Annotated in this window: 17 protein-coding genes; 10 read left to right on the top strand and 7 right to left on the bottom strand. The window is 71.0% G+C overall.

Features of this window, described 5'->3' with window-relative positions:
* Window positions 1–23: 23 nt before the first annotated feature.
* Together WMF24_RS30200 and WMF24_RS30195 are read left to right on the top strand one after the other, a co-directional pair.
* Window positions 24–1,004 (top strand): quinone oxidoreductase family protein, encoded by a 981-nt coding sequence (locus tag WMF24_RS30200; RefSeq protein ID WP_437730873.1) that lies wholly within the window; start codon window positions 24–26, stop codon window positions 1,002–1,004.
* 60 nt (window positions 1,005–1,064) lie between these two features.
* Complete coding sequence (locus tag WMF24_RS30195; protein WP_437730872.1) at window positions 1,065–1,970, top strand: TauD/TfdA dioxygenase family protein; 906 nt, start codon at window positions 1,065–1,067, stop codon at window positions 1,968–1,970.
* Window positions 1,971–2,000: 30 nt separating this feature from the next.
* Here WMF24_RS30195 and WMF24_RS30190 read toward each other — a convergent pair whose 3' ends face one another.
* Window positions 2,001–3,215 carry a serine hydrolase domain-containing protein gene (locus WMF24_RS30190; protein ID WP_437730871.1) on the bottom strand — a complete coding sequence of 405 codons (1,215 nt, stop codon included), beginning with the start codon at window positions 3,213–3,215 and terminating at the stop codon, window positions 2,001–2,003.
* Window positions 3,216–3,431: 216 nt separating this feature from the next.
* Window positions 3,432–4,520, bottom strand: a complete 1,089-nt coding sequence (locus WMF24_RS30185; protein ID WP_437730870.1) for an AAA family ATPase — start codon at window positions 4,518–4,520, stop codon at window positions 3,432–3,434.
* 489 nt (window positions 4,521–5,009) lie between these two features.
* On the opposite strand from WMF24_RS30185, the gene WMF24_RS30180 reads away from it, so the two are divergent.
* Both WMF24_RS30180 and WMF24_RS30175 read left to right on the top strand, forming a co-directional pair.
* Window positions 5,010–8,234: a PAS domain S-box protein gene (locus WMF24_RS30180; RefSeq protein ID WP_437730869.1), complete on the top strand. Its 3,225-nt coding sequence runs from the start codon at window positions 5,010–5,012 to the stop codon at window positions 8,232–8,234.
* Between the two features lie 137 nt (window positions 8,235–8,371).
* The gene (locus WMF24_RS30175; RefSeq protein ID WP_437730868.1) at window positions 8,372–8,926 is read left to right on the top strand and encodes a GNAT family N-acetyltransferase; all 555 of its coding nucleotides are present in this window, start codon (window positions 8,372–8,374) and stop codon (window positions 8,924–8,926) included.
* A 32-nt stretch (window positions 8,927–8,958) separates the two neighbouring features.
* Here the strand turns inward: WMF24_RS30175 and WMF24_RS30170 are convergent, their stop codons facing one another.
* A complete protein-coding gene (locus WMF24_RS30170; protein ID WP_437730867.1) occupies window positions 8,959–9,639 on the bottom strand; it encodes a hypothetical protein in 681 nt (226 codons plus the stop codon).
* A 762-nt stretch (window positions 9,640–10,401) separates the two neighbouring features.
* Here WMF24_RS30170 and WMF24_RS30165 point away from each other — a divergent pair.
* Window positions 10,402–12,024, top strand: coding sequence for an ABC-F family ATP-binding cassette domain-containing protein (locus WMF24_RS30165; RefSeq protein ID WP_437730866.1), 1,623 nt, complete (start codon window positions 10,402–10,404; stop codon window positions 12,022–12,024).
* Window positions 12,025–12,118: 94 nt separating this feature from the next.
* On the opposite strand, the gene WMF24_RS30160 is transcribed toward WMF24_RS30165, so the two are convergent.
* The 4 genes from WMF24_RS30160 to WMF24_RS30145 form a co-directional block, all read right to left on the bottom strand.
* Entirely contained in the window at window positions 12,119–12,862 is a 744-nt protein-coding gene (locus tag WMF24_RS30160; RefSeq protein ID WP_437730865.1) for a ferritin-like domain-containing protein, read from the bottom strand.
* Complete coding sequence (tssC, locus tag WMF24_RS30155) at window positions 12,859–14,169, bottom strand: type VI secretion system contractile sheath large subunit (protein WP_437730864.1); 1,311 nt, start codon at window positions 14,167–14,169, stop codon at window positions 12,859–12,861. The genes WMF24_RS30160 and tssC overlap by 4 nt, the downstream gene beginning before the upstream one ends.
* Window positions 14,170–14,564: 395 nt before the next feature.
* Entirely contained in the window at window positions 14,565–15,239 is a 675-nt protein-coding gene (locus tag WMF24_RS30150; RefSeq protein ID WP_437730863.1) for an HAD family hydrolase, read from the bottom strand.
* Between the two features lie 71 nt (window positions 15,240–15,310).
* A complete protein-coding gene (locus WMF24_RS30145) occupies window positions 15,311–16,249 on the bottom strand; it encodes an aldo/keto reductase (RefSeq protein ID WP_437730862.1) in 939 nt (312 codons plus the stop codon).
* 456 nt (window positions 16,250–16,705) lie between these two features.
* On the opposite strand from WMF24_RS30145, the gene WMF24_RS30140 reads away from it, so the two are divergent.
* The 5 genes from WMF24_RS30140 to WMF24_RS30120 all read left to right on the top strand — a co-directional run bounded on the left by WMF24_RS30140 (window position 16,706) and on the right by WMF24_RS30120 (window position 24,966).
* Window positions 16,706–17,959: a PAS domain S-box protein gene (locus WMF24_RS30140; protein WP_437730861.1), complete on the top strand. Its 1,254-nt coding sequence runs from the start codon at window positions 16,706–16,708 to the stop codon at window positions 17,957–17,959.
* 156 nt (window positions 17,960–18,115) lie between these two features.
* Window positions 18,116–18,925 (top strand): class I SAM-dependent methyltransferase, encoded by an 810-nt coding sequence (locus tag WMF24_RS30135; protein ID WP_437730860.1) that lies wholly within the window; start codon window positions 18,116–18,118, stop codon window positions 18,923–18,925.
* Window positions 18,926–19,022: 97 nt separating this feature from the next.
* Window positions 19,023–19,892 (top strand): phytanoyl-CoA dioxygenase family protein, encoded by an 870-nt coding sequence (locus WMF24_RS30130; RefSeq protein WP_437730859.1) that lies wholly within the window; start codon window positions 19,023–19,025, stop codon window positions 19,890–19,892.
* Window positions 19,893–20,522: 630 nt separating this feature from the next.
* The gene (locus WMF24_RS30125) at window positions 20,523–22,979 is read left to right on the top strand and encodes a hypothetical protein (protein ID WP_437730858.1); all 2,457 of its coding nucleotides are present in this window, start codon (window positions 20,523–20,525) and stop codon (window positions 22,977–22,979) included.
* 88 nt (window positions 22,980–23,067) lie between these two features.
* A complete protein-coding gene (locus WMF24_RS30120; protein ID WP_437730857.1) occupies window positions 23,068–24,966 on the top strand; it encodes a GMC family oxidoreductase in 1,899 nt (632 codons plus the stop codon).
* Window positions 24,967–24,999 lie beyond the last annotated feature (33 nt).

Here is a 24,999-nt window from a genome sequence, read left to right as displayed (position 1 = left end):
GGCATGGGATCAGGGGGAATTCGATGGCACAGGTGATCCGGTTTCACCGGACCGGCGGGCCGGAGGTGCTGCGCCGGGAAGAGGCCGACGTCGGCAGCCCGGGTCCTGGCCAGGCGCGGGTCCGTCACGTCGCCGTCGGGCTCAACTTCGCCGACACCTATTTTCGCACCGGGCTCTATCCCGTGCCGCTCCCCAGCGGCATCGGGGTCGAGGCGGCCGGCGTGGTGGAGGCGGTCGGTGAGGGCGTGACGAGCGTCGCGCCGGGCGACCGGGTGACGTACACCGGCTTCCTGGACACGCTCGGGGCGTACTCCACCGAGCGGATCCTGCCCGCGGCGCCGCTGATCCGGCTGCCGGAGGGCATCGGCTGCGAGACCGCCGCGGCGATGACCATGCGGGGCCTCACGTCGGCCTACCTGCTGCGCCGCATCTGGCCTTTGAGGGCCGGCGACGGCATCCTGGTGCACGCGGCGGCGGGCGGCGTGGGCCTCATCCTGTCGCAGTGGGCGAAGCTCCTCGGCCTCACGGTGATCGGCACGGTGTCGACCGATGCCAAGGGGGACATCGCCCGCGCCCACGGCTGCGACCACATCATCCATCACGGCCGCGAGGACGTGGCCAGGCGCGTGCGCGAGCTGACGGGCGGAGCTGGCGTGGCGGTCGTCTACGACAGCATCGGCAGGGACACGTTCGCCGGCTCGCTCGGCTCGCTGAGGCGGCGCGGGCTGCTCGTGTGCATGGGCACGGCCTCAGGCCCGGTCCCGCCGCTCGACGTGGCAGCGCTCGCGGCCAGGGGATCGGTGTTCGTCACGCGCCCGGCGCTCGCCGACTACATCGCCGATCCAGCGGAGAAGGCCGAGCTCGCAGGCGAGCTGTTCGGCCACGTCGCCGCGGGGCGCATCCGCGTCGAGATCCACCAGCGCTACAGGCTCGAGGACGCGGCGCAGGCGCACCGTGATCTCGAGTCGCGCAGGACGACCGGCTCGTCGATCTTCGTCGTCTAGGGCGCGAGATCGGCCACAGCGCGCCGCTCCTGTGGCGGCGCAGCCAGGAGGACCAGAAGAATGACCAGCGCAGCACCTGCCCGATCGACGGCCGCCCGCGCGCCGACGCGCGGCTCCATCCAGGTCGAGCCGCTCACCTGCACCATCGGCGCCGAGCTCGGCGGCGTGAGCCTGGCCGACGCCGCGCGCGACAACGCGCTCTTCGCCGAGATCAAGGCGCTCTTGTTGAAGCACAGGGTCGTGTTCCTGCGCGACCAGGACATCTCGCGCGCGGATCACGTCGCCTTCGCGAGGCGCTGGGGCGAGCTCGAGGACCACCCCATGGCCGGCAGCGATCCCGATCATCCGGGGCTGGTGCGCATCTACAGGGATCTGAACAGCCCGCCGGAGCACTACGAGAACTCGTATCACTGCGACGCGACCTGGCGCGAGGCGCCGCCGATGGCCTGCGTCCTGCGCTGCGTGGAGACGCCGGAGGTCGGCGGCGACACGATCTGGGTCAACATGGTCGAGGCGTACAGCCGCCTGCCCGAGCACATCCAGCAGCGGATCGCCGGGCTCCGCGCGAGGCACAGCCTCGAGGCCACCTTCGGCGGCGGGATGGCGATGGAGAAGCGCCGCGCGCTCAGGGCCAGCTATCCCGACGCGGAGCACCCGGTCGTGCGCACCCATCCGGAGACCGGCGAGAAGATCCTGTTCGTCAACGCCTTCACCACGCACTTCGTCAACTTCCACACGCCGGACAACGTGCGCGTGGGCCAGGACTTCACGCCCGGCGCGAGCCACCTCCTGAGCTACCTGATCAGCCAGGCGGCGATCCCCGAGTACCAGGTGCGCTTTCGCTGGAAGAAGAACAGCGTCGCGATCTGGGACAACCGCTGCACCCAGCACTACGCTGTCCAGGATTACTGGCCTGCGGTGCGCAAGATGGAGCGCGCCACGATCGTCGGCGACCCGCCCTGCTGACGGGCTCGCGGCGACCGCGGCCCGCCCGGCTCAGCGCAGGATCAGGACATCCGACAGGTCATCGACGATCCCGAGGGCGTCGCCGACCTCGAGGTTGACGAGCACGGTGACGGAAGCGCCGCTGTCGACCGCGTGATAGGACGAGGACGTGAATCCCCAGATGCCGCCGTCGTGCCCGTACGCGGTGCCGAGCCGGGAGCGACGGCGGGACAGCCCGAGACCGTATCCGGTGCCCCCGCCCGGCCTCTCGTCCACCCAGGTGGTCATCTCCGCGAGCTCGGCCGGGTCGAGCAGCTCGCCGTCGAGCACCTTGCGGTAGAAGCGCGTGAGGTCATCGGTCGTCGAGACAAGGGCGCCCGCGGTGCCGGCCGCCGACGGATCCGCAGCGGAGGTCGTGTCGACGAGCTCCCCCCTGTCGATCCCGTAGCCGCGCACGAGGCCCGGCACGGCCGCCTGGGCGCCGTCGAGGTAGGTGTGCGCGAGCCCTGCCGGCTCGAGGATCCGCGCGCGGAGCAGCTCGCCGACGGGCTCCCCCGACGCGGCTTCGAGGATCAGACCGGCGATGATGTAGTTGGTGTTGGAGTAAGCGAAGCCCTGCCCGGGCTCGAAATAGGGCGGCTGCGACGCGGCGACCTCGATGAGCTCCCGGGGCGTCCACGCGCGCTCTGGATCGGAGAGGGCCGCGGACCAGAACGCGTCGCTCTGCGTGAAATCGTAGATACCGCTCGTGTGATTCAGGATCTGCCGGACGGAGATCTGCTCGCCGCCGGGGACGCCCTCCACGTACCTGGAGACGCCGACGTCGAGCGACAGGCGGCCCTCGGCGCGCAGCATCAGCGCCAGCGTGGCCATGAAGGTCTTCGTGATGCTCCCTACCCGAAAGAGGTCATCCGGTCGCAGGGGGACCTTCGCCCCTGCGTCCGCCATCCCGGAGGCGCCGCGCCAGCTGCACGCGCCGAGGCTCACGGCGGCGACTGCGCCGGGGAGCCGCTGATCCTCCACGGCCGCGTCGAGCGCGGCCTGGAGCTCGGCCGAGACTGCGTCGCAATCGACGCTCGTCCCGCCGCCCGCGCCCCCGGCGCCGGCCGTCGCCACGTCACCGCTCTCGATTCCATCGCTCCCGCCGCCATCTCCCACCGCGCTGGCCTCTGCCTGAAGCGACGCGGGCGAGGCGCTGCCGCACCCGGCGAGCAGAAAGGCCCCGGCGCAGGCGAACGAAGCGGTCCGCTGCAAGACACGGCTCATTTGTTCGATCTCCAAGATCCCCAACGAAGTTCACTGCTGCGCTCCGCCGTGCTGCTCCCGAGATCGCCTCAGGGCGGCCCTGCGAAGGGCGCGCATCAACGCGCAGGTGGTCCGAGGGTGTCAACGCGCGCGGACAGCGGCGGTGCTCTCCCCGACACGATCACAGCAATGCCAGCCGCGAGCGGCCTCGCCGCGGTAGGCCGCGTCACCTGGACGTCAATCCTCGTCCGCCGCGCCGCCCGCCAGCACCGTCTCTCCACCGTCCTTGTCGAGCTCGATGACCCGACAGGGCGTCGCCTTCCGGATCCGCTCTGCCAGCGGGCGGGAGTGCGTCGTGATCCACAGCTGACTCCGGGATGCCGCGTGCACAAGGAGATCCCCGAGCGGCCCGAGCAGATCCGGGTGCAGGCTCGTCTCCGGCTCGTTCAGCGCCATCAGCAGCGGAGGCCTCGGGCTCAGCAGCGCCGCCAGCAGGCAGAGATAGCGCGCCGTGCCGTCCGAGAACTCGCGGGCGTCGAGCGGCCGCGACATGCCTGGCAACGCGAGCTCGACGCGGAACCGCCCCTGCGCCGAGGAGACCTCGAGCGACGCGCCCGGGAACGCGCTGGCGACGGCGTCCTTCAAGGCGCCCCTGTCGCCGATATCGAGGATCGTCGCCAGCGCGGCGGCGAGATCGTGGCCATCGGTGCTGAGCACCGGCGTCCTCACCCCGACCTGCTCGACCCGGAGCGGCGCGCCCGCGTCCGTGCGGAAGTGGTGATAGAACCGGAAGTTCATCAGCTGTTGCCGCACCACCGACAGCAACGGAAAGCGGTGCGGCTCCACCACCTGCGACAGCACCGACTCCGAGCCCCAGAGCGAGAAGGGGAAGGTCACGCGGTGGCCGTCCACGTCGCGCGCGAAGGCCGAGCCCGCGGCCCGCTCCAGCATCGGCAGGCGGCGGCGCTTGTCGAGGAGCCAGAGATTCTCTTCCTTGATGTCCGGGTCCAGCGCGAACGGCCCCGCCGGCGGCGGCGTCAGCCCGCACTGAAGCTCGTAGACGAGCTGATCCAGCCGCACCCGCAGCGTCATCCGCACCGGGCCTTTGCTGCGCTGGCCGGCCCAGAGCACAGACGGCATCCCCCCCTCGTCGGCCAGGGTGCGCGCAAAGCTCCCGCTCGCCGCGGCGCCGAGCAGCACCATGGTGCGATAGAGGTTCGTCTTGCCGACGCCGTTCGGTCCGACGATGACATTGACCTGCGCGAGGGGGAGGGTCAGCTCGCGGATCGAGCGATATCCCGCGACGTGGAGCTCCTGGACCGTCATCCCGCCCAGGATAGCCCATCGCGGTCATCCGCCCTACGCGCCGCGATCAGGGGGCGCGGCAGCACGTGCGACGCCAGCGCGATCGCGCGCTTGCCGGCGCCCACTGCCGCTCCGCGGGCCGTGGCGCCCGTCGCCTCGGGGAGAGGTCGTGGGGGACTTCGGCCGAAGGTCGGGTCTCTCGAACCGCCAAGACGCCAGGAGACGCCAAGAAAACACAAACATCGTGGCGTCTTCTGGCGCCTTGGCGGTTCCATCATTCCGGCAGGGTGGGGGAACTCCCCCACCACCCGGGGAGAGCTCCTCGGCCGTCAACCCGGGCCATCCGGAAGGGGTCGCCCGGCTGGCGCCTTTCACCAGGATGTTTCAGGTTGCCCGCCCTGCCGAGGTCTCCATCCGGCGATCCCTGCGCTGGCCTTGCGGAAACCATCAACGTGGACAAAGCGTCCGAGATGCTCCGCCGGTCACGCCGGGCGGAATCGATCCCATCGAATGGACGTGACCTCTCCGAAGTACGAGCGCGACGCAGCGCGGCGCGGGATGGATCCACAGTTCCGCCTGCTCGCCGAGAGCATCCCTCAGCTCGTATGGGCCGCCTGCTGCGACGGCTCGCTCGAGTACGTCAACCGTCGGTTCCGCGAGTACACAGGCCTCTCCGCCGAGCAGGCGAGGCGGCTCGGGCTGGCCGGCGTCCTCCACCCGGAGGACGCGGCGCGGTACGCCGCGGCGTGGCGGGCGGCCGTCGCGGGGGGCGCGGCGCTCGAGCTGGAGGTCCGGCTGCGGCGGCATGATGGCGTCTACGGCTGGTTCCTCGGTCGCGCCGAGCCCAGCGAGGACGCCGGCGGCCGCGGAGAGCGCTGGATAGGCACGGCCACCGACATCGATGAGCGGAGGCGACGGGAAGGCGCGCCGCGCCGGCAGGTCGAGGGCGCGCCGCGCCGGCCGGTCGAGGGCGCGCCGCGCCGGCCGGTCGAGGGCGCGCCGCTCGCGAGGGGCGGGCGCAGGCGGCGGGTCCTGGAGACGGCGCGCGACATCACCGTCCGCAGGCGCGCCGAGGAGCGCCTGCGCCAGAGCGAGGCGCGCCTGCGGCTGGCCCTCGCGGGCGGCCAGCTCGGCGTCTGGGAGTGGGAGCTGGCGAGCAGCCGCCTCTTCCTGTCGAGCGAGGCGCTCGAGTGCGCGGGCCTCAGCGCGGCGCAATTCAGCGGCTCCCTGGACGATTTCGTGGGCCTCGTGCACCCCGACGACAGGGAGGCGGTCTGGGCGCGCGTCGAGAGCGCGCAGCGCGGCGAGACGGACTATTCCATGGAGTTCCGCCTCCTCCACGCCGACGGGCAGGTGCGCTGGGTCCACGCGCGCGCGATGGTGCTGCGGGATCGCGACGGGTGGCCGCTCCGGATGGTGGGCGTGGTCGGGGACATCACCGCCCGCAAGCTCGCCGAGCTGGCCCTCCGGGAGAGCGAGGCGCGCTTCCGCAAGATGGCCGATCAAGCGCCCGTGATGATCTGGGTCACGGGCCCCGACGGGCGCGCCACGTACGGGAACCGGCTGTGGTTGGAGTTCTCGGGCCAGGTCGAGGCCACCGCCGTGGGCCTCGGCTGGCTCGACGCGCTGCACCCCGAGGATCGTCTCGCGACCCTGCAGACGTTCCAGCGGGTCGAGGCGCGGCGCGAGCCCTTCCGGCTGGAGTACCGCCTGCGCCGGCAGGACGGCGCGTACCGCTGGTGCATCGCCTCGGGCACCCCCCGGCTCGGCCCGGACGGAGAGTTCCTTGGCTACGTCGGCTCGGTCATCGACATCACCGAGCGCAAGCAGGCGGAGCTCCTTGTGCAGGAGAGCGAGGAGCGATTCCGCCGCGCCGTGATGGCGACCCCGTTCCCCGTCATGATCCACGCCGACGACGGCCAGGTCGTCTGCGTCAACCGCGCGTGGACCGACATCGCCGGCTACGCTCCCGCGGACCTCCCCACCGTCGAGGCGTGGGTCGGCATGGCGCACGGGGCGAAGAAGGCCGAGGTCCTCGCCAGGATCAAGGCCCTGTACGCGCTGGAGGTGCCCACCAACGACGAGCTCGAGGCCACCATCACCACGGCGACCGGCGAGCCGCGCACGTGGCTGTTCCGCGGGGCGCCGCTCGGGAAGGACGCGGCCGGCAGGCGGCTCGCCGTCACCATCGCCCACGACATCACCGAGAGGAAGCGGGCCGACGACGCGCTCCGGGAGAGCGAGGCGAAGTTCCGGACGCTGGCCGACGCCATGCCGCAGATGAGCTGGACGTCTCGCCCCGACGGCAGCGTCGAGTACTACAACCGCAAGTGGTACGAGTTCACCACGGTGCGGGAGGGCGAGGCGACCGCCGAGACCTGGATATCCTTCCTGCACGAGGACGATCGCGGGCCGTGCGTGGACGCGTGGCGCCGCGCCGTCGCGACAGGCGAGCCCTGGGAGATCGAGTACCGCTTCTTCAGCCCTGCTGCGCGCGAGCACCGCTGGTTCCTCGGCCGCGCGCTGCCGGTCCGCGGGCCGTCGGGCGAGATCGTGCAGTGGTGTGGCACCGCCACGGACATCCACGATCAGAAGTGCGCGGAGGCGGCGCTGAAGGAGGCGGATCGGCGAAAGGACGAGTTCCTGGCGATGCTCGCCCACGAGCTGCGCAACCCGCTCGGGCCGCTCCGCAACGCCGCCGAGATCCTCCGGCGGTCCGGGCTGGAGCAGCCGTGGGCGGCGCAGGCGTGCGGCGTGCTCGAGCGGCAGGTCGCGCACATGGCCCGGCTCGTGGACGACCTGCTCGACGTCTCGCGCGTCGCCCGCGGCAGGATCACGCTGCGCAGGGAGCGCTGCGATCTGACGCAGGTGCTCCGGCACACCGCCGAGGACTACCGCAGCACGCTCGAGGCGAACGGCCTCGCGCTCGCGCTGGAGATCCCGGCCGAGCCGCTGTGGGTCCACGCCGACCCGACCCGCCTGTCGCAGGCCATCAGCAACGTGCTGCACAACGCGAACAAGTTCACCGACGCCGGCGGCCGGGTGACGGTCTCGCTGGCGGCGACGCCGGAGGGCTCCGCCGAGATCCGCGTCAGCGACACGGGTATCGGCATGGATGCGGCGATGCTGGCCCGCGCCTTCGACCCGTTCACCCAGGCCGACCGCAGCCTCGACCGCAGCCGGGGCGGGCTCGGGCTGGGCCTTGCGCTCGTGAGGGGCCTCGTCGAGATGCACGGCGGCGCCGTCTCGGCCGAGAGCGCGGGCATCGGCCGCGGGACGGCGGTGGTCGTCCGCCTCCCGCTGGAGCGCGGCGTCGCGCCGTCGGCCGCGCGCCCGGCGCCGGCGTCGGACGTCGCCGCGCGATCGCTGCGCATCCTTGTCATCGAGGACAACGAGGACGCCGCGGCGATGTTGCAGGCGCTGCTCACGATGGAGGGCTACCGGGTCGAGGTGGCCCTGTCCGGGCCCGCCGGCGTCGATGCGGCCCGCTCGTTCCTGCCGGAGGTGATCCTCTGCGACATCGGCCTCCCCGGCGGGATGGATGGGTACGGCGTGGCGCGGGCCCTGAAGGGCGGCGCGGGCGCCGCCCCCTGGCTCCTCGTCGCGCTGACCGGCTACGGCCGGGAGGAAGATCGCCGCCGGGCCCAGGAAGCCGGCTTCGACATGCACTTCACGAAGCCGATCGAGCCGAGCTCCCTGGAGAGCCTCCTCGCGTCCATCGCGGCGCGGGGGTGAGGCTCCGGCGGGCGCGGCCGGCCGCGCGGCGTGGCCCGGCGGCCGTGCGATGTGGCCCGCTCGCAGCGCGCGCGTTTCGGTTGACCGATCGACGGCGCTTTCGGCAGGCTGGCGTCGTCGCGCATGTCGAGGAAGCGATGAACGTCTCCATCATTGACGCATGGCGCACGCCGGAAGCGCGTGAGTTCTTCCGGAACGTCTGGCCGATGTACGTCCACGAGATCTCCGGCTTCGATACGAGCTTCTACGCTCTGGACGAGGCCGGTCGATGGCAGCCGGACATCGTCGACGACTGGATCTCCGGCGTGACGCCGCCCGGCAACCTGCGGTCTCCGCGGTCGGAGCAGGACCCGATGCAGCCGTTCCAGCGAGCGCACGTCATCACGAGCGACACCCGACCGGTCGGGTTCGCGTGCGTCGGCATGCGACCGTTCAGGTACATGCCGGACGACGTCGATTTCAGCATCGAGGAGCTCTTCTTGATCCACGGGAGCCGTGGCACCGGCGCGGGCCGTCATGCGCTCGAGCTGCTGCTCCATCGGTATCCAGGGCGGTGGCACCTCCGCGCCATCCATGACAACGCTCGAGCGATCCGATTCTGGACCAAGACGCTGCCGCTCCTCGGCGTGCGAGATCTCGAAGCACGGCGCGAGGGCGGCGATGTGGCGTGGCGGTTCGTGGCGGAGAGTTGAGATGCGCTGCCGTGTCGCGCCGCGCCGCAGGGCTACAAGCCCGTGTGCGTCCCCGTGATCCAGACGGTCGCGTGGGAGCCGTCGGGCTGCGTGGCCCAGGTGCGGACGCGGTACCTGTTCGTGGCGACCTGCTGCGCGGTCCCGTAGTTCTCGTGGAAGTAGGTGAACCTCGGCGTCGAGCAGTGCCCGCGGCCGGTCAGCGGGTTGTCCCAGACCCACGCGCCCGCCTGCTCCTTGTACGTGAGCTGCACGAGCTCGTTCGTGGCTGCGTCCCAGCGCTGCACGCGCGTGGCCATCTTGGTGTTCGCGCAGTCGCTCATCGCCTGCGACGCGTCGCTCCACGAGGTGGACGAGGAGCCCCAGAAGGAAGGCTGAACGTCGAAGCGGTAGGTCTCCGGGGTCTGGTGCTGGTAATAGCCGGGCACGGGGAAATCCACGATCGTCGTCGCTCGATCCTGCCCGATGTCCGGACAGATGCCGTCGATCCACTGGTAGGCACGGACGTAGCTCTCGCTTGCTCCGACCGCGGTGAGCTGCGCGCTCGTGAAGTTCGGGGCGGTCCCCATCGCGCAGGGGTCGGGGTTTCCCCCGAGCGCCTCGGCGCTCTCCGCCGTGTCTTCCTCGCCGGAGCTGCCGTCATCCGCCGCCAGGCAGCCCGTGACCATCGAGAGCGTGATGAGACCGAGACCGAGATGATATGCAGCGATCTTCATGATGCGACTCCCCTTGGTATGCCGGCCCCTCAGGCCGCGCTCGCGCCCGCACTCGCATTCAATGAAGAGCAGGGAGCATGCCCACGACGATCCCCTGAGCTCTCCTGTGCCTTCAACGTCCTCGCAGCGCAGAATCACGACGCCCGCCCCGGGGCCGACGCCCGTTCGCCCCGGCGATGGAGGCGGCAGCCTCCGCCATGGGCAGGGCGATGGAGGCTCGTGGCTCCACCTCGGCGCGCGAGCTGCTCGATGCTCGCGAGCTGAAGCCATCCGCCGAAGCTCGCGACCCGGCCGCCGGGCGGGCACGACGTTCTTCGCGGCGTGCGGACCGACGGCTCGGGCGCCTGTCTCCGCGGCGGTGGCGGGTGCTTCGGTGAGGTCGGCCCGTTCGTGCCGATCGAGCCGGCGCTCGATCCCGGCTGGTGAGCCTCGGCGCCGCGCTCGTGGCAACGGCGCGCGGGGGCGGCGGCGGCGTCAAGCCGTGAGCGCCGTCGCGCCCGGCCAGCGCACGAGCTCGGCCATTCGAGTGCCAGCGCATTCCATCGGGCGGTGGAGGGGCCTGGCCCCCGGCGCCGTGACCACCGGCGACGGCGCCTCGCCGCCGGCCAGGGGGCGGGGCTCCGCGCGGCGACGGGCCGGGGGCCGCCCGCGCAGCGCCAGCCAGCGCGCGCGAGGTCCGGCGTCGCCGGCCGGCGCGGGCGCGCGCCCGCAGGAATTCACCGGAACCGAAGGCGCACACGTGCTACGCACCGCGCCCCTGAGATGATCACGCTCGAAAAGCTCACCAAGCGGTATGGTCCAAAAATTCTCTTCGAGAACGTCTCGATGCGCTTCGATCCCGGCAAGCGCTACGTGCTCGTGGGCGCGAACGGCGCGGGGAAGTCGACGCTCCTCAAGGTCATCTCCGGCGAGGAGGAGTCGGATCAGGGCACGGTCGAGATCCCGAGGCAGCTCCGGGTCGGGGTGCTCAAGCAGGACCACTTCGCCTACGAGTCCTGCCGCATCATCGACACGGTCCTGATGGGCAACCGCGCCCTCTGGGACGCGATGCAAGAGCGCGACCGGCTGTACGAGGTCGAGATGACCGACGAGGTCGGCATGCGGCTGGCCGAGCTCGAGGGCACGATCGGCGAGGAGGACGGCTACACCGCCGAGGCGCGCGCGGCCGAGATCCTCGAGGGGCTCGGGATCGCGACCGCCCGGCACACGAGCGCGGTGAGCACGCTGGCGGGCGGGTACAAGCTCCGCGTCCTCATCGCCCAGACGCTCTTCGGGGGCGCCGACGTCCTGCTCCTCGACGAGCCGACGAACCACCTCGACCTCGACTCGATCCGCTGGCTCGAGGCGTACCTCACCGACACCTTCCGCGGCACGCTCCTCGTCGTGAGCCACGACCGGCACTTCATGAACGCGATCGCGACCCACGTCGCCGACGTGGACTACCAGACGGTCACGCTCTACACCGGCGACTACGACGACTTCATCGAGCAGAAGACGACGGGCAAGCGCCAGTCGGACGCCGACGCCGCGCAGAAGAAGAAGAAGATCGCGGAGCTCAAGGACTTCGTCGCCCGCTTCGGCGCGAGCGCGAGCCGGTCGAGCCAGGCGCAGTCGCGCGTGAAGGAGATCGAGAAGCTCGAGGCAGGCATCCAGGTGCGGCGCTCCAGCGTCGTCCGGCCCTACATCAAGTTCGAGATCGAGAAGCCCTCCGGCCGCGACGTGCTGCGCGTCGAGGGCCTCGCCAAGAGCTTCGGCGATCTGCGCGTCATCCAGAAGCTCGACTTCAACCTGAACCGCGGCGACAAGCTCGCCGTGATCGGGCCGAGCGGCATCGGCAAATCGACGCTGCTGAAGCTGCTCGTCGGCGAGCTGACGCCCGACGCCGGCAAGGTCACGTGGGGCCACGACACGAGCGTCGGCTACTTCGCGCAGGACCACCACGAGGCGATCGAGCCGGGGTACACGGCCTACGACTGGCTGTACCGCTTCGACCCGACGGCGCCGAAGGAGCACGTCCGCTCGGTGCTCGGCAAGCTGCTCTTCAGCGGCGAGGCCGGGCTCAAGAAGACGGAGAACCTCTCCGGCGGCGAGGCGGCGCGCCTGTTCCTCGCGAAGCTCATCCTGGTGAAGAACAACGTGGTTGTGCTCGACGAGCCGACGAACCACCTCGACGTGGAGAGCATCGACGCGCTGCTTCAGGCGCTCATCGAGTACAAGGGGACGGTCATCGTCACGAGCCACGACCGGCACTTCGTGGGCAAGCTCGGCACCCGCGTGCTCGAGCTGTCGTCCCGCGGGCCGCAGCTCTTCAACGGGACGTACGACGAGTACCTCGAGGGGCCGGGCAGGCCGGACGCCCAGCAGCAGGGCGCGAGGGCGTCGTAGCGCCGCGCCCGGCGGGGGCGCGGCGCCTCGGGGGGGGGGGCCGGGCCGCGACAGTCGATGATGGGCTCGCGTTACGCCGGTTCTGGGCGCGATATTACCCGACGCCAGGCAACTCCTCGAGATCGCCCGGACCGAGCTTCGCGCCGAGCTGCCGCCCCGGGCCGCCCACGGCCCGCGCGAGCGCCTGCTCGTGCAAGTGCCGCCGCTCTTCCGGCAGGCGGGCGCAGAGGCGCGCCTTGACCGTCGCGAGCTCGCTCTCCGGGTACGAGCGCTCGATCAGCGCAACGAGCGACCGCCCGGCGGCAGCGTGGCGCACCTCGTCGCGCAGCAGCGACTCGAAGGTCCGCCGGATCGAGGGCTCCCCGGCGGCGCGCACGTAGGCGCGCAGCGTCATCACCGATGCTTCTTCGACGAGCACGAGCTCGCGAGCGGCGATCTCGAGCGCCCTGGCCGCGGGAGGTTCGTCGGTGCGCGGCATCCGCTGTCCCCCGAGATCGAGGTGGAGCGACTCCCATCCTCCAAGCCAGCCAACGACCTCTGCGCACAGACGGGTGTGGCGGAGCTCGTCTCCGATGATCCGGTGGACGGCCGCGAGCGCCGGGTACGGCGCCTCCGCCTCGACGAGGGCCGAGAGGAGCTCGGTGTAGATCACCACCCCGCGGTACTCGCCCATGACACGGTGGCTCCAGGCGAGCTGGGCGTGCTCGATGTCCTCCGCGGTGAAGCGACCGAGATCGGGTCTCGCGCCGGGCCCGTCCTCGACACCGATCGAGGCCTGTGCGTCGAGATCGCGCGCGAAGCGGGCGAGGATCGGATCGTCCGTGGCGAGATCGATCATCTCTTCTCGAACCGGTTGTGCGCGCCCAGGGTGAAGAAGGCGCCCATGTGCTTGAAGTGGGGTCGGAGCTGCACGTCGAGCCTGTACCAGTCGCTCTCGTGCTCGGTGTTCAGGATGCACACCTTCACCTTGCGCAGGGGTCTCCGGGCGCGCGACGCCGCGGTCACCACGTCCCGATCCGCAACGTACTGAGCCAGCCAGTCGTTCAGCTCCTTCTCGGCCTCCTCCGGCGTCTCGAAGGCATGCTGGTAGGAACGATAGATGACCTTGAGGTAATGAACAATGCGGGCGACGATGAAGAAATAGGGGAGGCGGGTCCCGAGCATGTAATTCATCTCGGCGGCCCTGCCTTCCTCCGTGTCGCCGAAGGATCGGGGCGCACGGAGGGAGCTCGCCGAGAAGAAGCACGCTTGCCCGGGAGCGACCGCAACGAGCGGGATCAGCCCGCGCTCCGCGATCGCGGCCTCCTGGGAGAGGGACAGCCCCACCTCGGTTGGGGCTTCCATCACGCCCTCGCGCTCGGGCCGCGGCAGCCCCTCGATCAGCCCGCCACCGCCGGGACCGATGATGTTAGGACACCACCGGTAACGCGCGAAGCTGTCGGTGAGCCGCGTGGCGAAGGCGAAGATCGCGTTGCCCCAGCAGTAGCTCTCGTGGCCTTCGGTGCTCTCCTCGTACGCGAAGCTCGCCTCGGTGCGCTCGCCGCGCCCGAACGGCGCGCGCAGCAGGAAGCGGGGCAGAACCAGCCCGAGCGCGCGTGCGCCCTCTTCTTCGCGCAGCCGCTGCAGCACGTCGGGCTCCTGGCCACCGTCCGCGGCGCCGAGCGCGCGATAGCTCTCTATCCCGAGGAGACGCGGCGAGGCCGCCGCCACGAAGGGCGCCTGCGCGAGCAGCGCCACCGCCGCGCATCGCTGGAGCATGGCCATTTCCTCCGGCTCCGGGCCGAACTCGAAATTCGCGAGGATCGCTCCATAGGGCTCGTGCCCGCTCCCGATCGCGCTCGTGTAGACGATCGCGTGAAGCCCGCCCTTGTCGGCTGGGCCCGCGGCCTCGAGATCCACCCGCAGGTCCTCCTTGGAACAGTTGAGCAGGTCGATACGGATGTTCTCGTCGAAGAGCGTCCTCTCGACGACGAACCAGAGCCCGCGCCAGGCCCGCTCGAGCCGCTGAAAGAGCGGGTGATGGAGGATCAAGTCCACCTGCTCCGCGATACGCCGGTCGATGCCTGCGATTACGTCGTCGAGCCTCTCCGGGAGCAGCTGGAGGATCCGATCGTCGTCGATGGCGCGGTGAGGCATCGTGGGCATGGTGAACGAGTAGAGCCGCCTCCGTCGCGATCCGCAAGCGCGTGCTGGCGATCCGGGCGTGCTGGCGCCCTGCCTCCTCGGCGCCGTGGTGGCCGTCCGGGAGGGGCGCTACCGGCCGTCGCCGGGGCTCGATGCGAGGTACGCGCTCCAGCGCTCGCTGGTGGGTATCGCCAGCCACCAGGCTGCGAAGCACCACCAGAAGGCATACCGCCGAGGGAGATGGACGCACTTTGATCCGCACGATTTCGTGGCGGAGCAGGAGCGGTGCTTGCGGGCGTGGCAGGCGATTCTTCAGGTGACGAGGGAAGCACCAGGGACTTTTGGGCAGCAGTAGATAGCCTAGGTAGCCCACCAGCCTGATGGCGGCGAAGCTGCGTCTTGACGAGAGGAGCGCGTCAGACGAGCGCGAGCAGCTCGCCGAGGTCGTCGATCGCCGTGTGGGCGGCCTCCGGGGGTGGGAAGTGCGGCGTGCGGAGCCAGACGGCGTGGAGCCCGGCGTCGCGGGCGCCCTGCGCGTCCTTCATCGGGTGATCGCCCACGTAGCAGGCCTGCTCTGCGCGCACGCCGAGCCGCTCGAGCGCCCGGCGGAAGATCGCCGGGTCCGGCTTCCGGAGCTGCTCGCGCTCGGAGATGAGCACCACGTCGAGCGCGCCGAGGAGGTCGAGGGCGCGCAGCTTCCCCTCCTGCACGCGCACCCTGCCGTTCGTGACGACCCCCAGCCGACGGCCTCGGGCGCGCAGCGCGGCGAGGGTCGCGCGCGCGCCGGGCATCGCCGGCGCCACCTGCGCGTACGCGTCCCAGAAGTGCGCGTGGAGGCGCGCGGCGAGCGGCTCGGGCAGCCCGAGCTCCCGGACCAGGCGCGGGTAGATCTCCGATTTGTCGCCGTAGCCGTGCGCGTCGAGCTCCAGCATGCGGCCGACGAACCGCTCCCGCGTCACCCCGTCGAGCTCGCCCGAGAAGGCCGCGTGCTGGCCCGCGACGACCTCCCGCACCGCCGTCTCCCGGTCGAACAGCGTGCCGTCGAGATCGAACAGGACGGCCTGGATGTCCCGGAGACGCGGCGAGGTCATCGACAGGCTCCCGATCGCTGGCGGCGGAGCATCGCGGATCGCTGCCGGCGCAGCAAAGGGCGGCCGCCGCGTCAGCGGGCCGGCGGCGGGGCGAGGCGATCGATCTGCTGGAGCTCGTCCGCGGTCAGCCGCCAACCCACGGCCGCGGCGTTCGCGCGCACCTGCTCGGGCGACGTCGCGCCGGCGATCACGGAGGCGACCGCGGGCCGGCCGGCGAGCCACGAGAAGGCGAGCTCCAGCAGGGTGTGGCCCCGGGACGACGCGAAGGCGGCGAGCGCGGCGGCGGCGCTGCGGTTCTGGTCGGTGAGGAAGCGCGCGGTCAGCGGCGCGTCGGGCGTCGAGAGCCGCGAGCCGGCGGGGGCGGGGCCGTCGGGGAGGTACTTCCCGGAGAGCAGCCCGCTGGCGAGCGGGAAGTAGGGCAGGAAGGCGAGCCCGAGGCGCTCGCTCGTTGCGAGCACCTCTCGCTCCGGCTCGCGCTGGAGCAGGCTGTACTCGTTCTGGACGCTGACGAAGCGCGCCGCCCCCGGGCGCGTGGCCTCCGCGGCGCCGCGGAGCTGGGAGGCCGAGAAATTGGAGCTGCCGATCTCGCGCACCTTCCCGGCCCGGACCAGCGCGTCGAGCGCCTCCAGCGTCTCGCCGATCGGCGTCTCGGGATCGGGGCGGTGGATCTGGTAGAGGTCGATCCGGTCGGTGCCGAGCCGCCGCAGGCTGTCCTCCACGGCGCGCTGGATGTACGCCGGCTTGGCGCCGCCCTTGCGCTCGTCGTCGAGCGGGATACCGAACTTCGTCGCGATGATCACCCGGCTGCGCCGGCCGCCGAGCGCCCGGCCGAGCAGCTCCTCGCTGCGCGTGCCGCCGTAGACGTCGGCCGTATCGAAGAAGTTGATGCCCGCGTCGAGCGCCGCGTCGACGACCGCCGCCGTCCGCTGCTCGTCGATGCGCCCGCCGAAGTTGTTGCAGCCGATGCCGACGACCGACACCTCGAGCGAACCGATCCGTCTCTTCTCCATGGGGTCATCCTTCCATCCGAGAGATCATGAGTGCTCCGGCGGGCCGCCGGCGCCGCAGCCGGCGCGGGCGCTGCGGCGCGGTGAGGCGACGAGGGGCGCCGGCACGATGAGGGACAGCGCGCACTGCAGCGCGCGGGATCGCCGCGCGATGGCCAGCGACGCGTGCACGGCCTGTGCCGGCGCCGGCCGGCGGCGCGCCTGCGCGACGCCGGCCGGGGCGCAGCGAAAGGAGGGCCGCGCTGGCCGCCGCGCAACACAAGGGCAGCAGCGCTGCTCGTCCAGGAGCAGCGGTGAGCGCGAGCCGCCGAGCGGCTCGCCCGTCCGGCAGCTCCGCGCACTCGCCATGACCTGGTGGTCTGATGTGGTGGGCATTGCAGCCCTCGCGCCGCGCGCCGCGGGGCGCCCGGTCGAGGGGGTCGACGGCCCGCGGCGGAGGTGATAGCCATGCTCTTCACCATGCCTGAAGCCTCTCGGATCGACGACCTCGACCGCTTCTTCGAGCTCTCCGTCGACCTGGTGGGGATCGCCGGATTCGACGGCTACTTCAAGCGCGTCGGCCGGGCGTGGGAGCAGACGCTCGGCTTCTCGCGCGAAGAGATCCTGGCCAGGCCGTTCCTCGACTTCGTCCATCCCGAAGATCGCGAGCGCACGGTGACCGAATCGGCGAAGCTGCTGTCCGGCGACGACACCGCGACGTTCGTGAACCGATATCTGTGCCGTGACGGATCGTATCTGTGGATCGAGTGGAACTCGGCAATCTATCCGGACGCCGAGCTCGTCTATTTCGTCGCGCGCAACATCACCGATCGCAAGCGCGCCGAGGAGGCGCTCGTCGCGGCCGAGTCGCGGTACCGGGCGGCGATCGACGGGAGCCTCGACGGCTTCTGCGTGCTGCGCCGCACGGTCGGCGAGCCGGGGGAGGCCGTTGATTTCGTGTTCACCGAGGCCAACCTGCTGGTGAGCCAGGTGACGTCGATTCCGCGCGAGGCGATCATCGGCCGTCGGCTCGTCGATGTCTTTCCCACGGCTCGCGATCTCGGGCTCCTCGAGAAATACGAGCGCGCCTTTCAGACGCGCGAGCGGCTCCTCGACGAGGCGGAGACCGTGGTGCCCGGGGGCGGGACCCTGTGGCTGCAATACCAGATCATCCCGCTCGACGACGGCGTCGCGGTGACGGTCAAGGACGTCACGGCGTCCAGGCGGCTGGAGGCGGAGCTCCGGGAGGCGCTCCAGCGCCGGGAGCGCGACGCCGAGGAGCTCCAGCGGAAGAACCGCCAGCTCGCCGAGGAGAACGCCGAGCGCGAGCGCGCCGAGGCGCTGCTGCGGCAGCAGCAGGAGACGATGCTCGCGATGTCCACGCCGATCATCCAGGCGTGGGAGGGCGTGCTCGTGCTGCCGGTCATCGGCACCGTGGACACGGCGAGGGCGGCGCAGATCATGGAGCGGCTGCTCCCCGAGATCGTCCGGACACAGGCGCGCTTCGCCGTCCTCGACCTGACCGGCGTCAGCGCGGTGGACGCCTCGACCGTGTCGCACCTGCTCGCCGTGGTGCGCGCGGCGAGCCTCCTCGGCAGCCAGTGCCTCGTCTCCGGGATCTCGCCGGCGATCGCCCGGACGATGACCGAGATCGGCGTCACGGAGGGTGCGTTCCTGACGTTCGGGCTGCTCCAGAACGCCCTCCGCCACGCGCTCTCCCGCTGCGCCGCCTAGGTCTCGTGGGCGCGGCGCAGCAGCGGGTCAGCAGCGCTGCTGGTCCAGCAGCAGGCCGCGCGCCGTGGCGCGCCGGCGCCGAGCGGCCGCCCCGCGCCGCGGCCCGGCCGATCGCCGGGGTTCCGGCGCGGCACGGCCTCTGCTCGAACGGCCCCCATGACGACCATCAGCCTCGCGCTCGACACCCCGGAGCTCGCCCAGGCCTACGAGCACGGCAGCGACCGGCAGTTCAACCATGGCAAGCTCCTCATCGAAGCGCTGGGCGTGCGCCCCGGCCAGCGCGTGCTCGACGTGGGCGCGGGCACCGGCCGGCTCGCGGCGCACGTCGCGGAGATCGTCGGCCCGGAGGGCAGCGTCGTGGCCATCGATCCTCTGCCCTTGCGCGTGGACATCGCCCGGAAAAAGGCCCGCGACAACCTCACCACCGCCGTCGGCCACGCCGAGGACCTCTCCGCCTTCGCCGCGAGGAGCTTCGACGTCGTTTACCTGAACAGCGTCCTTCACTGGCTGGATGATCGCCAGAAGCGGCGCGCCCTGGGCGAGGCGGCGCGGGTGCTGAAGCCCGGCGGCCAGGTGGGGTTCAGCACCGGATCGCGCGAGAGGCCGCACCAGCTCGATCCGATCCAGCGCAAGGTGCTCGCCGAGCTCGGGAAAGAGGCGCCGGGGGGCGCGCCCTACAATCACAAGGTGACCATCGACGAGGCGCGGAGGCTGCTCGAGCGCGCCGGGTTCATCGTGAACACGCTGGAGATCCGCACCTTCGTCGACCACGCCGCGGACGTCGACGAGATCTTGCGGCAGACCCGGTCCGGGTCGTTCGGCAACCACCTCTCGCACCTGAGCCCCGAGGAGCAGCGCGAGGTGCGCGATCGGCTGGCGAAGGAGCTCGAGGCGTGGCGCACGCCGCAGGGGATCCGGCTCGAGCGGAACCTCATCTTCGCGATCGCCCACACGGCGGGCAACTAGCCTCGACGAGCGCTCCTCGCGCGTCTCTCTCCATCGCGCCGCCCCGTCAGCCAGCCCAGCCGCCGCCTGCCGGCGCGCCGTCTGGTAGGGTTGGGGCATGTTCTCCGCGAGGGCTCCTGGTCTCACCGCCGCCGAGCGCGCCCGCTTCGAGCGCGACGGCTTCCTCGCCGTCGAGGGCTTCGTGCTCCCGGCGCAGTGCGACGCCCTCAGGGCGCGCGCGGCCGAGCTCGTCGAGGGGTTCGAGCCGGCGGAGGTCTCCATCTTCTCGACGAAGGATCAGGCGCGCTCCACCGACGCCTATTTCCTCGGCTCCGGCGACGCGATCCGGTTCTTCTTCGAGGAGGAGGCGTTCTCGCCCGACGGCTCGCTGCGGCAGGCGAAGGCCTCGTCGATCAACAAGATCGGGCACGCGCTCCACGATCTCGATCCGGTCTTCGCCCGCTTCTCGCGGGCGCCGGCCCTCGCGTCCGTGGTCTCCGATCTCGGGCTCTCGCGCCCGCTCCTCCTCCAGTCGATGTACATCTTCAAGAACCCGTTCATCGGCGGCGACGTGGCCTGCCACCAGGACGCGACGTTCCTCTACACGGAGCCGGTCAGCGTGATCGGGCTATGGTTCGCGCTGGAGGACGCCACCGTGGACAACGGCTGCATGTGGGCCCTGCCCGGCGGCCACCGCGGCCCCCTGCGCCGGCGCTTCGCGCGCGACGGCGACGGCACGAGGATGATCGCGATGGACGACACCCCGCTCCCGGCGGTCGCGCCGCGCGCTCCCTACGCGCCGATCGAGGCGCCGAAAGGCACCCTGGTGCTCCTCCACGGCCTCCTGCCTCACTGGAGCGGCGCGAACCGGTCCGAGCGCTCCCGCCACGCCTACGCGATCCACGTGGTGGACGGCGCGTGCCGCTACCCCGACGACAACTGGCTGCGACGCGCCCCCGACCGCCCGGCGCGCGGGTTCGACACGTAGCGCGGCCTTCGCCGGGATGGGCGCCGGAGGGGCGCAGCCATCGCCTCTCGCGCCCGCCCGCGGGCCTCGCGGGTCCCCCTCCTGCCGGCGCGAGGCGCCGCGCTCGCCAGGATCGCCGGGATCGCCCCCGCCGGCTCGACTCTTCGCCCTCGGAGCGACGCTGTTCATCCGGGCAACGCGGAAGACTCCCACGTCTCTCGACTCCGTATCCCCACCTGAACAGGAAGGCGTCGGCACATCGCGCGCAGCGTCGCGTTCGAGCGCGAGCAGCGCGCATGTCAAGTCGGGCTGGCTCGCCGTTTCGCGCGCGTCGCCCCTCCGGCCCGGCGCGAGCGCCTCGAGCGGCTCATGGCGTTTGTTGAGCCCGCGTGCCACATACGGTGAGGGGTGACGCGCTGCGAGCGCCGCGATGCGACGCCGTGGCGCGTCGCTGGCAGTCCCGATACCGAGGATCCAGCGATCCGGTGATCACGAGCGCTCGTGAAGATCAGGCGCCGGAGGCCTCGATCCGCGCGAGCGCCGCGAGATCCCCGGTTGTCTCGGGAATCGCGCTCGGCATCGGCTCCGGCGCTCATCTGTCGCTCTCGCTGGTCAGTCCAGGTGTGGTTCCGTTGTTGAAGGGGAAGGACGATGGCTACAAAGACGAATCCCATCATCTCGCGCGGCCTCCTGTTGCCGATAGGCCTCCTGGCCCTCGCGGGCTGCAAGAAGCCCGCGCCGCGGCCGGGGCACGTCCTCGACGAAGCGCAGCGCGCTGGCCGGACAGCCGAGTCGTTCGTCGCCGCGGACGAGGACTATTTCCATGACATGGATGGCGGGATCGACCTGACGACGGCCGAGGCCAGGGGGCGCAACACCTGGATGGTCTGGTCGGCGGGCAACGACCGCATGTGGGACACCCTCGCGACGCTCAGCAAGGGCAACCTCGATTTCCTGAAGATCGTCTCGTCCCACCCGAGCCTCGAGTTCAGCCACGGCAACCGCTGGCGCTACCTCGGTGTTGTCAACGAGCCCTGCTTCGAGCGGGCGACGGGCCCCGATCCGGAGCGCTACGGATTATGGCTGGACAGGCGGCGCGCGGACTGCCCACCCGATCCGTTCGAGAACGCGGCGAAGTACCCGGGCGTGGCCATCGGCGCGCGCGGCAAGGGCGCCCACCCCGTCGGCTCCTTCTACGGCTATGCCACCGGCATCGTCGGCCTGCGGCTCTTTCCCAACCCCGACTTCGACGAGAAGGCCGCAAAGAACTGGGATCCGGTCCGCTATTACGAGGATCCGGACTATTACTATTCCAAGGACCTCGTGAGGCCCTACCGCGTCGGCATGTCGTGCGCGTTCTGCCACATCGGCCCGAGCCCGACCAACCCGCCCGCCGATCCAGAGAGCCCGGCGTGGGAGAACCTCAGCGCCATCGTCGGCTCGCAGTATTTCTGGTGGGACCGGATCTTTACCTGGAACGTGGAGCCGACGAGCTTCGTCTACCAGGTGTTCCACGCGTCGCCGCCGGGGACGCTGGACACCTCGCTCGTCTCCACGGACTACATCACGAACCCGCGCACGATGAACGCCATCTACGAGCTCGGCCCGCGCCTCGCGCAGGCCAGGCGCTGGGGCAAGGAGCACCTGGTCGGCGGCGAGCAGGACAACAAGCAGCTGAACGACTTCGTGAAGGAGGGGCCGCTGACCCAGTTCTACGTGCCGCCCGCCACCGTCTGGACGCCGCGCGTGCTCAAGGACGGCTCCGACGGCGTCGGCCCGCTCGGCGCGCTCAACCGCGTGTACCTGAACATCGGCGAGTTCAGCGAGGAGTGGCTGCTGCACTTCAATCCGCTCGTCGGCGGCAAGCCCAACTCCCCGCTCCACATCGCGGTCGCGCGGAAGAACTCGGCGTACTGGAGGGCGACCGAGCAGCAGACGTTCGATATGGCGCTGTACTTCCTCAAGAGCACCGCGCCGCACAAGCTGAAGGACGCGCCGGGCGGCGCGAGGTACCTGACCGGCGACGAGGCGACGCTCTGGCGCGGCAAGGAGGTGTTTGCCGATCGCTGCGCCAGGTGCCACTCGAGCAAGCTCCCCGCGCGGGCGCCGGGGCTGGACCCGCACGGCTGCGCCGGCCCCAATTACCTCGACTGCTTCAACGAGTACTGGGAGTGGACGAAGACCGACGCCTTCAAGAAGGAGATGCGCGCGATCGTCCTCCAGGACGACTTCCTCGAGGGCAACTACCTCTCGAGCGATCTGCGCATCCCCGTCACGCTGCTCCAGACGAACGCGTGCAGCCCGCTCGCGACGAACGCGCTCAAGGGCAACGTCTGGGAGGACTTCTCGTCGCAGTCGTACAAGCAGCTGCCCTCCGTCGGCACGATCAAGGTGCACCACCCGGTCACGGGCGAGGAGCGCGACTTCAAGATGCCCGCCGGCGGCCGGGGCTACGCGCGCGTTCCCTCGCTGATCAGCCTGTGGTCGACGGCGCCGTTCCTCCTGAACAACACCGTGGGCAAGTTCAACGAGCAGCCCTCGGTCGAGGCCCGGATGGACTCCTTCCAGGACTCGATCGAGCAGATGCTCTGGCCCGAGAGGCGCAAGATGGACAAGATCCTCGGCAACAAGGTGCCGGGCTACATCCACCGCACCAACGACAGGAGCTACCTCCGGGTGCCCGCGGGCTACCTGCCCGATGCGCTGCAGCCGCTCCTCGGCCCGCTCGAGCGCATCGCGCCCTGGCTCGTGGGCGAGGGCGGGATCGAGATCGGCCCCATCCCCGAGGATACGCCGGTGAGCCTGCTGGCCAACCTGGCCCTGCACTCGGAGAGCGAGAGCCCTGCGGAGCGCCTCGCCCACAGCAAGAAGCTCCTCGCCGTGCTGCTCAGGATCAATCGCGATCTGAAGTCCTTGCCCGAGAACGCGAGCGACGAGGAGGCGCGCCGGGTGTTCATGAACGTCGTGGAGCCCCTGATCGAGCTCAGCCAGTGCCCCGACTACGTGGTCAACCGCGGCCACTACTTCGGCACCTCGTGGTTCGATCAGGAGCCCGGGCTGAGCGATGAGGACAAGCGCGCGCTGATCGAGTTCCTGAAGACCCTCTGACGGTTCCACCAGAGAGACGGCCATCTGGCGCGCAGGGGCCCGGCTCATCGCGGCCGGGCCTCCGCGCGCGGCGAGAGAGGAGGGGGAGATGAACGGTCAACAGGCTGCTCGGATCGACTGCGAATATGTGGTCGTTGGCTCCGGGGCGGGGGGCGGGACGGTCGCGGCGCGCCTGGCCGAGGCGGGGCACACGGTGGTCCTGCTCGAGGCCGGGGGCGACCCGCGCGAGCTCACGGGCGGCAACCCCTACGAGCCCGACAAGAACCGCCTGCCCGACGACTACGACGTGCCCGTGTTCCACGCCCTGGCGTCGGAGAACGAGGCGCTCCGGTGGGATTTCTTCGTGCGCCATTACGAGGACGAGAAGCAGCAGCGGCGCGACATCAAGTACCGCGAGACCTGGCGAGGCAGGCCGACCCGCGGCGTGCTCTACCCCCGGGCGGGGACGCTGGGTGGCTGCACCGCGCACCACGCGATGATCCTCGTCTATCCGCACAACGCCGACTGGGACCACATCGCCGAGCTCACGGGCGATCCCTCGTGGCGGGCGGACAACATGCGCGGCTACTTCGAGCGCCTGGAGAACTGCCATCACCGGCCGCTGCACCGGCTGCTCAGCTACCTCGGGATCAACAGGACGCGGCACGGGTTCCGCGGCTGGCTGCACACGGAGAAGGCGATCCCGAGGGCGGGGCTGCGGGACAGGGATCTCGTGCGGTTCATCCTCGACTCGGCGCACTGGGCGTCCCACGAGGTGAACACGCCCGTGGAGCGGGTGCACAGCGTGCTCCAGAGCAAGGCCGATCCGAACGACTGGCGATCGGTGGAGGAGAGCGCGGTGGGGGTGCGCTACATCCCGCTCGCGACCCGCAACCACCAGCGGATGGGCCCCCGCGAGCGCGTCCTCGACGTCGCGCGGCGCTACCCCGACCGGCTCAGGATCGAGCTCAACGCGCTCGCGACGCGCGTGCTGTTCGACGAGCAGAACCGGGCGGTCGGCGTCGAGTACCAGAAGGGCGACAGGCTCTACCGCGCCGGCAGCAACCCCGCGGCGCAGGACGGCGAGCTGCGCGCGGTGCGCGCGTCGCGCGAGGTGATCCTGGCGGGCGGCGCGTTCAACACGCCGCAGCTGCTCATGCTCTCCGGCGTCGGCCCGCGCGACACCCTCACGCGCCACGGCATCGCGGTGCGCGTCGACCTGCCGGGCGTGGGCAAGAACCTGCAGGATCGCTACGAGGTGGGCGTCGTTCACCGCATGAACTTCGACCACTGGGACGTGCTCGAGGGGGCCCGCTTCTCCCCCGGCGACCCCCATTACGAGCAGTGGGCGGCCACGCGGACCGGCACGTACACGACGAACGCCTCGGTTCTCGCGATCATCAACCGATCGGCCCCCGAGCGACAGCTCCCCGACCTCTTCTACTTCGCCCTCCTGGGGAAGTTCTACGGCTACTTCCCGGGCTACTCGGCGGAGTTCCCGGAGCACCTCAACTACCTGACCTGGGCGATCCTCAAGGCGCACACGCAGAACCGGGCCGGCGAGGTGACGCTGCGCTCGGCCGATCCGCGCGACACCCCGGCGATCAACTTCCGCTATTTCGAGGAGGGCGACGACAAGGCGGGAGAGGATCTCGACTCCATGGTCGCGGGCATCCGGTTCGTCCGTCGCATGACGGAGCGCCTCAAGCAGGAGAAGCTCATCGCCCGGGAGGAGCTCCCGGGCGACGATCTCCAGTCGGACGAGGAGCTGAGGACCTTCGTCCGCGACAACGCCTGGGGCCACCACGCGTCGTGCACCTGTCCGATCGGGGCTCCGGACCAGGGCGGCGTCCTCACGAGCGATTTCCGGGTCCACGGGACGCAGGGGCTGCGCGTCGTGGACGCGTCGGTCTTCCCGCGGATCCCGGGGTTCTTCATCGTCAGCGCGATCTTCATGATCGCCGAGAAGGCCGCCGACGTCATCCTCGCGGACGCCGCCTGCGGCTGAACCGGCATCGCCGTCGACCGGGCTCCTCGCCGC

Source organism: Sorangium sp. So ce1335, assembly GCF_051521615.1.
Lineage (GTDB): Bacteria > Myxococcota_A > Polyangia > Polyangiales > Polyangiaceae > Sorangium.
The sequence above is the reverse complement of the archived record's forward strand: the minus strand, read 5'-3'. Positions and strand labels throughout refer to the sequence as shown.

Excerpts from the sequence above, each read along its gene's own strand:
- WMF24_RS30185 (WP_437730870.1), bottom strand. The coding sequence starts at position 4,520 with ATGACGGTCCAGGAGCTCCACGTCGCGGGATATCGCTCGATCCGCGAG.
- WMF24_RS30160 (WP_437730865.1), bottom strand. The coding sequence starts at position 12,862 with ATGATCGATCTCGCCACGGACGATCCGATCCTCGCCCGCTTCGCGCGC.
- WMF24_RS30200 (WP_437730873.1), top strand. The coding sequence starts at position 24 with ATGGCACAGGTGATCCGGTTTCACCGGACCGGCGGGCCGGAGGTGCTG.
- tssC (WP_437730864.1), bottom strand. The coding sequence starts at position 14,169 with ATGCCCACGATGCCTCACCGCGCCATCGACGACGATCGGATCCTCCAG.
- WMF24_RS30175 (WP_437730868.1), top strand. The coding sequence starts at position 8,372 with ATGAACGTCTCCATCATTGACGCATGGCGCACGCCGGAAGCGCGTGAG.
- WMF24_RS30130 (WP_437730859.1), top strand. The coding sequence starts at position 19,023 with ATGTTCTCCGCGAGGGCTCCTGGTCTCACCGCCGCCGAGCGCGCCCGC.
- WMF24_RS30195 (WP_437730872.1), top strand. The coding sequence starts at position 1,065 with ATGACCAGCGCAGCACCTGCCCGATCGACGGCCGCCCGCGCGCCGACG.
- WMF24_RS30125 (WP_437730858.1), top strand. The coding sequence starts at position 20,523 with ATGGCTACAAAGACGAATCCCATCATCTCGCGCGGCCTCCTGTTGCCG.
- WMF24_RS30190 (WP_437730871.1), bottom strand. The coding sequence starts at position 3,215 with ATGAGCCGTGTCTTGCAGCGGACCGCTTCGTTCGCCTGCGCCGGGGCC.
- WMF24_RS30145 (WP_437730862.1), bottom strand. The coding sequence starts at position 16,249 with ATGGAGAAGAGACGGATCGGTTCGCTCGAGGTGTCGGTCGTCGGCATC.
- WMF24_RS30120 (WP_437730857.1), top strand. The coding sequence starts at position 23,068 with ATGAACGGTCAACAGGCTGCTCGGATCGACTGCGAATATGTGGTCGTT.
- WMF24_RS30135 (WP_437730860.1), top strand. The coding sequence starts at position 18,116 with ATGACGACCATCAGCCTCGCGCTCGACACCCCGGAGCTCGCCCAGGCC.
- WMF24_RS30170 (WP_437730867.1), bottom strand. The coding sequence starts at position 9,639 with ATGAAGATCGCTGCATATCATCTCGGTCTCGGTCTCATCACGCTCTCG.
- WMF24_RS30180 (WP_437730869.1), top strand. The coding sequence starts at position 5,010 with ATGGACGTGACCTCTCCGAAGTACGAGCGCGACGCAGCGCGGCGCGGG.
- WMF24_RS30150 (WP_437730863.1), bottom strand. The coding sequence starts at position 15,239 with ATGACCTCGCCGCGTCTCCGGGACATCCAGGCCGTCCTGTTCGATCTC.
- WMF24_RS30140 (WP_437730861.1), top strand. The coding sequence starts at position 16,706 with ATGCCTGAAGCCTCTCGGATCGACGACCTCGACCGCTTCTTCGAGCTC.
- WMF24_RS30165 (WP_437730866.1), top strand. The coding sequence starts at position 10,402 with ATGATCACGCTCGAAAAGCTCACCAAGCGGTATGGTCCAAAAATTCTC.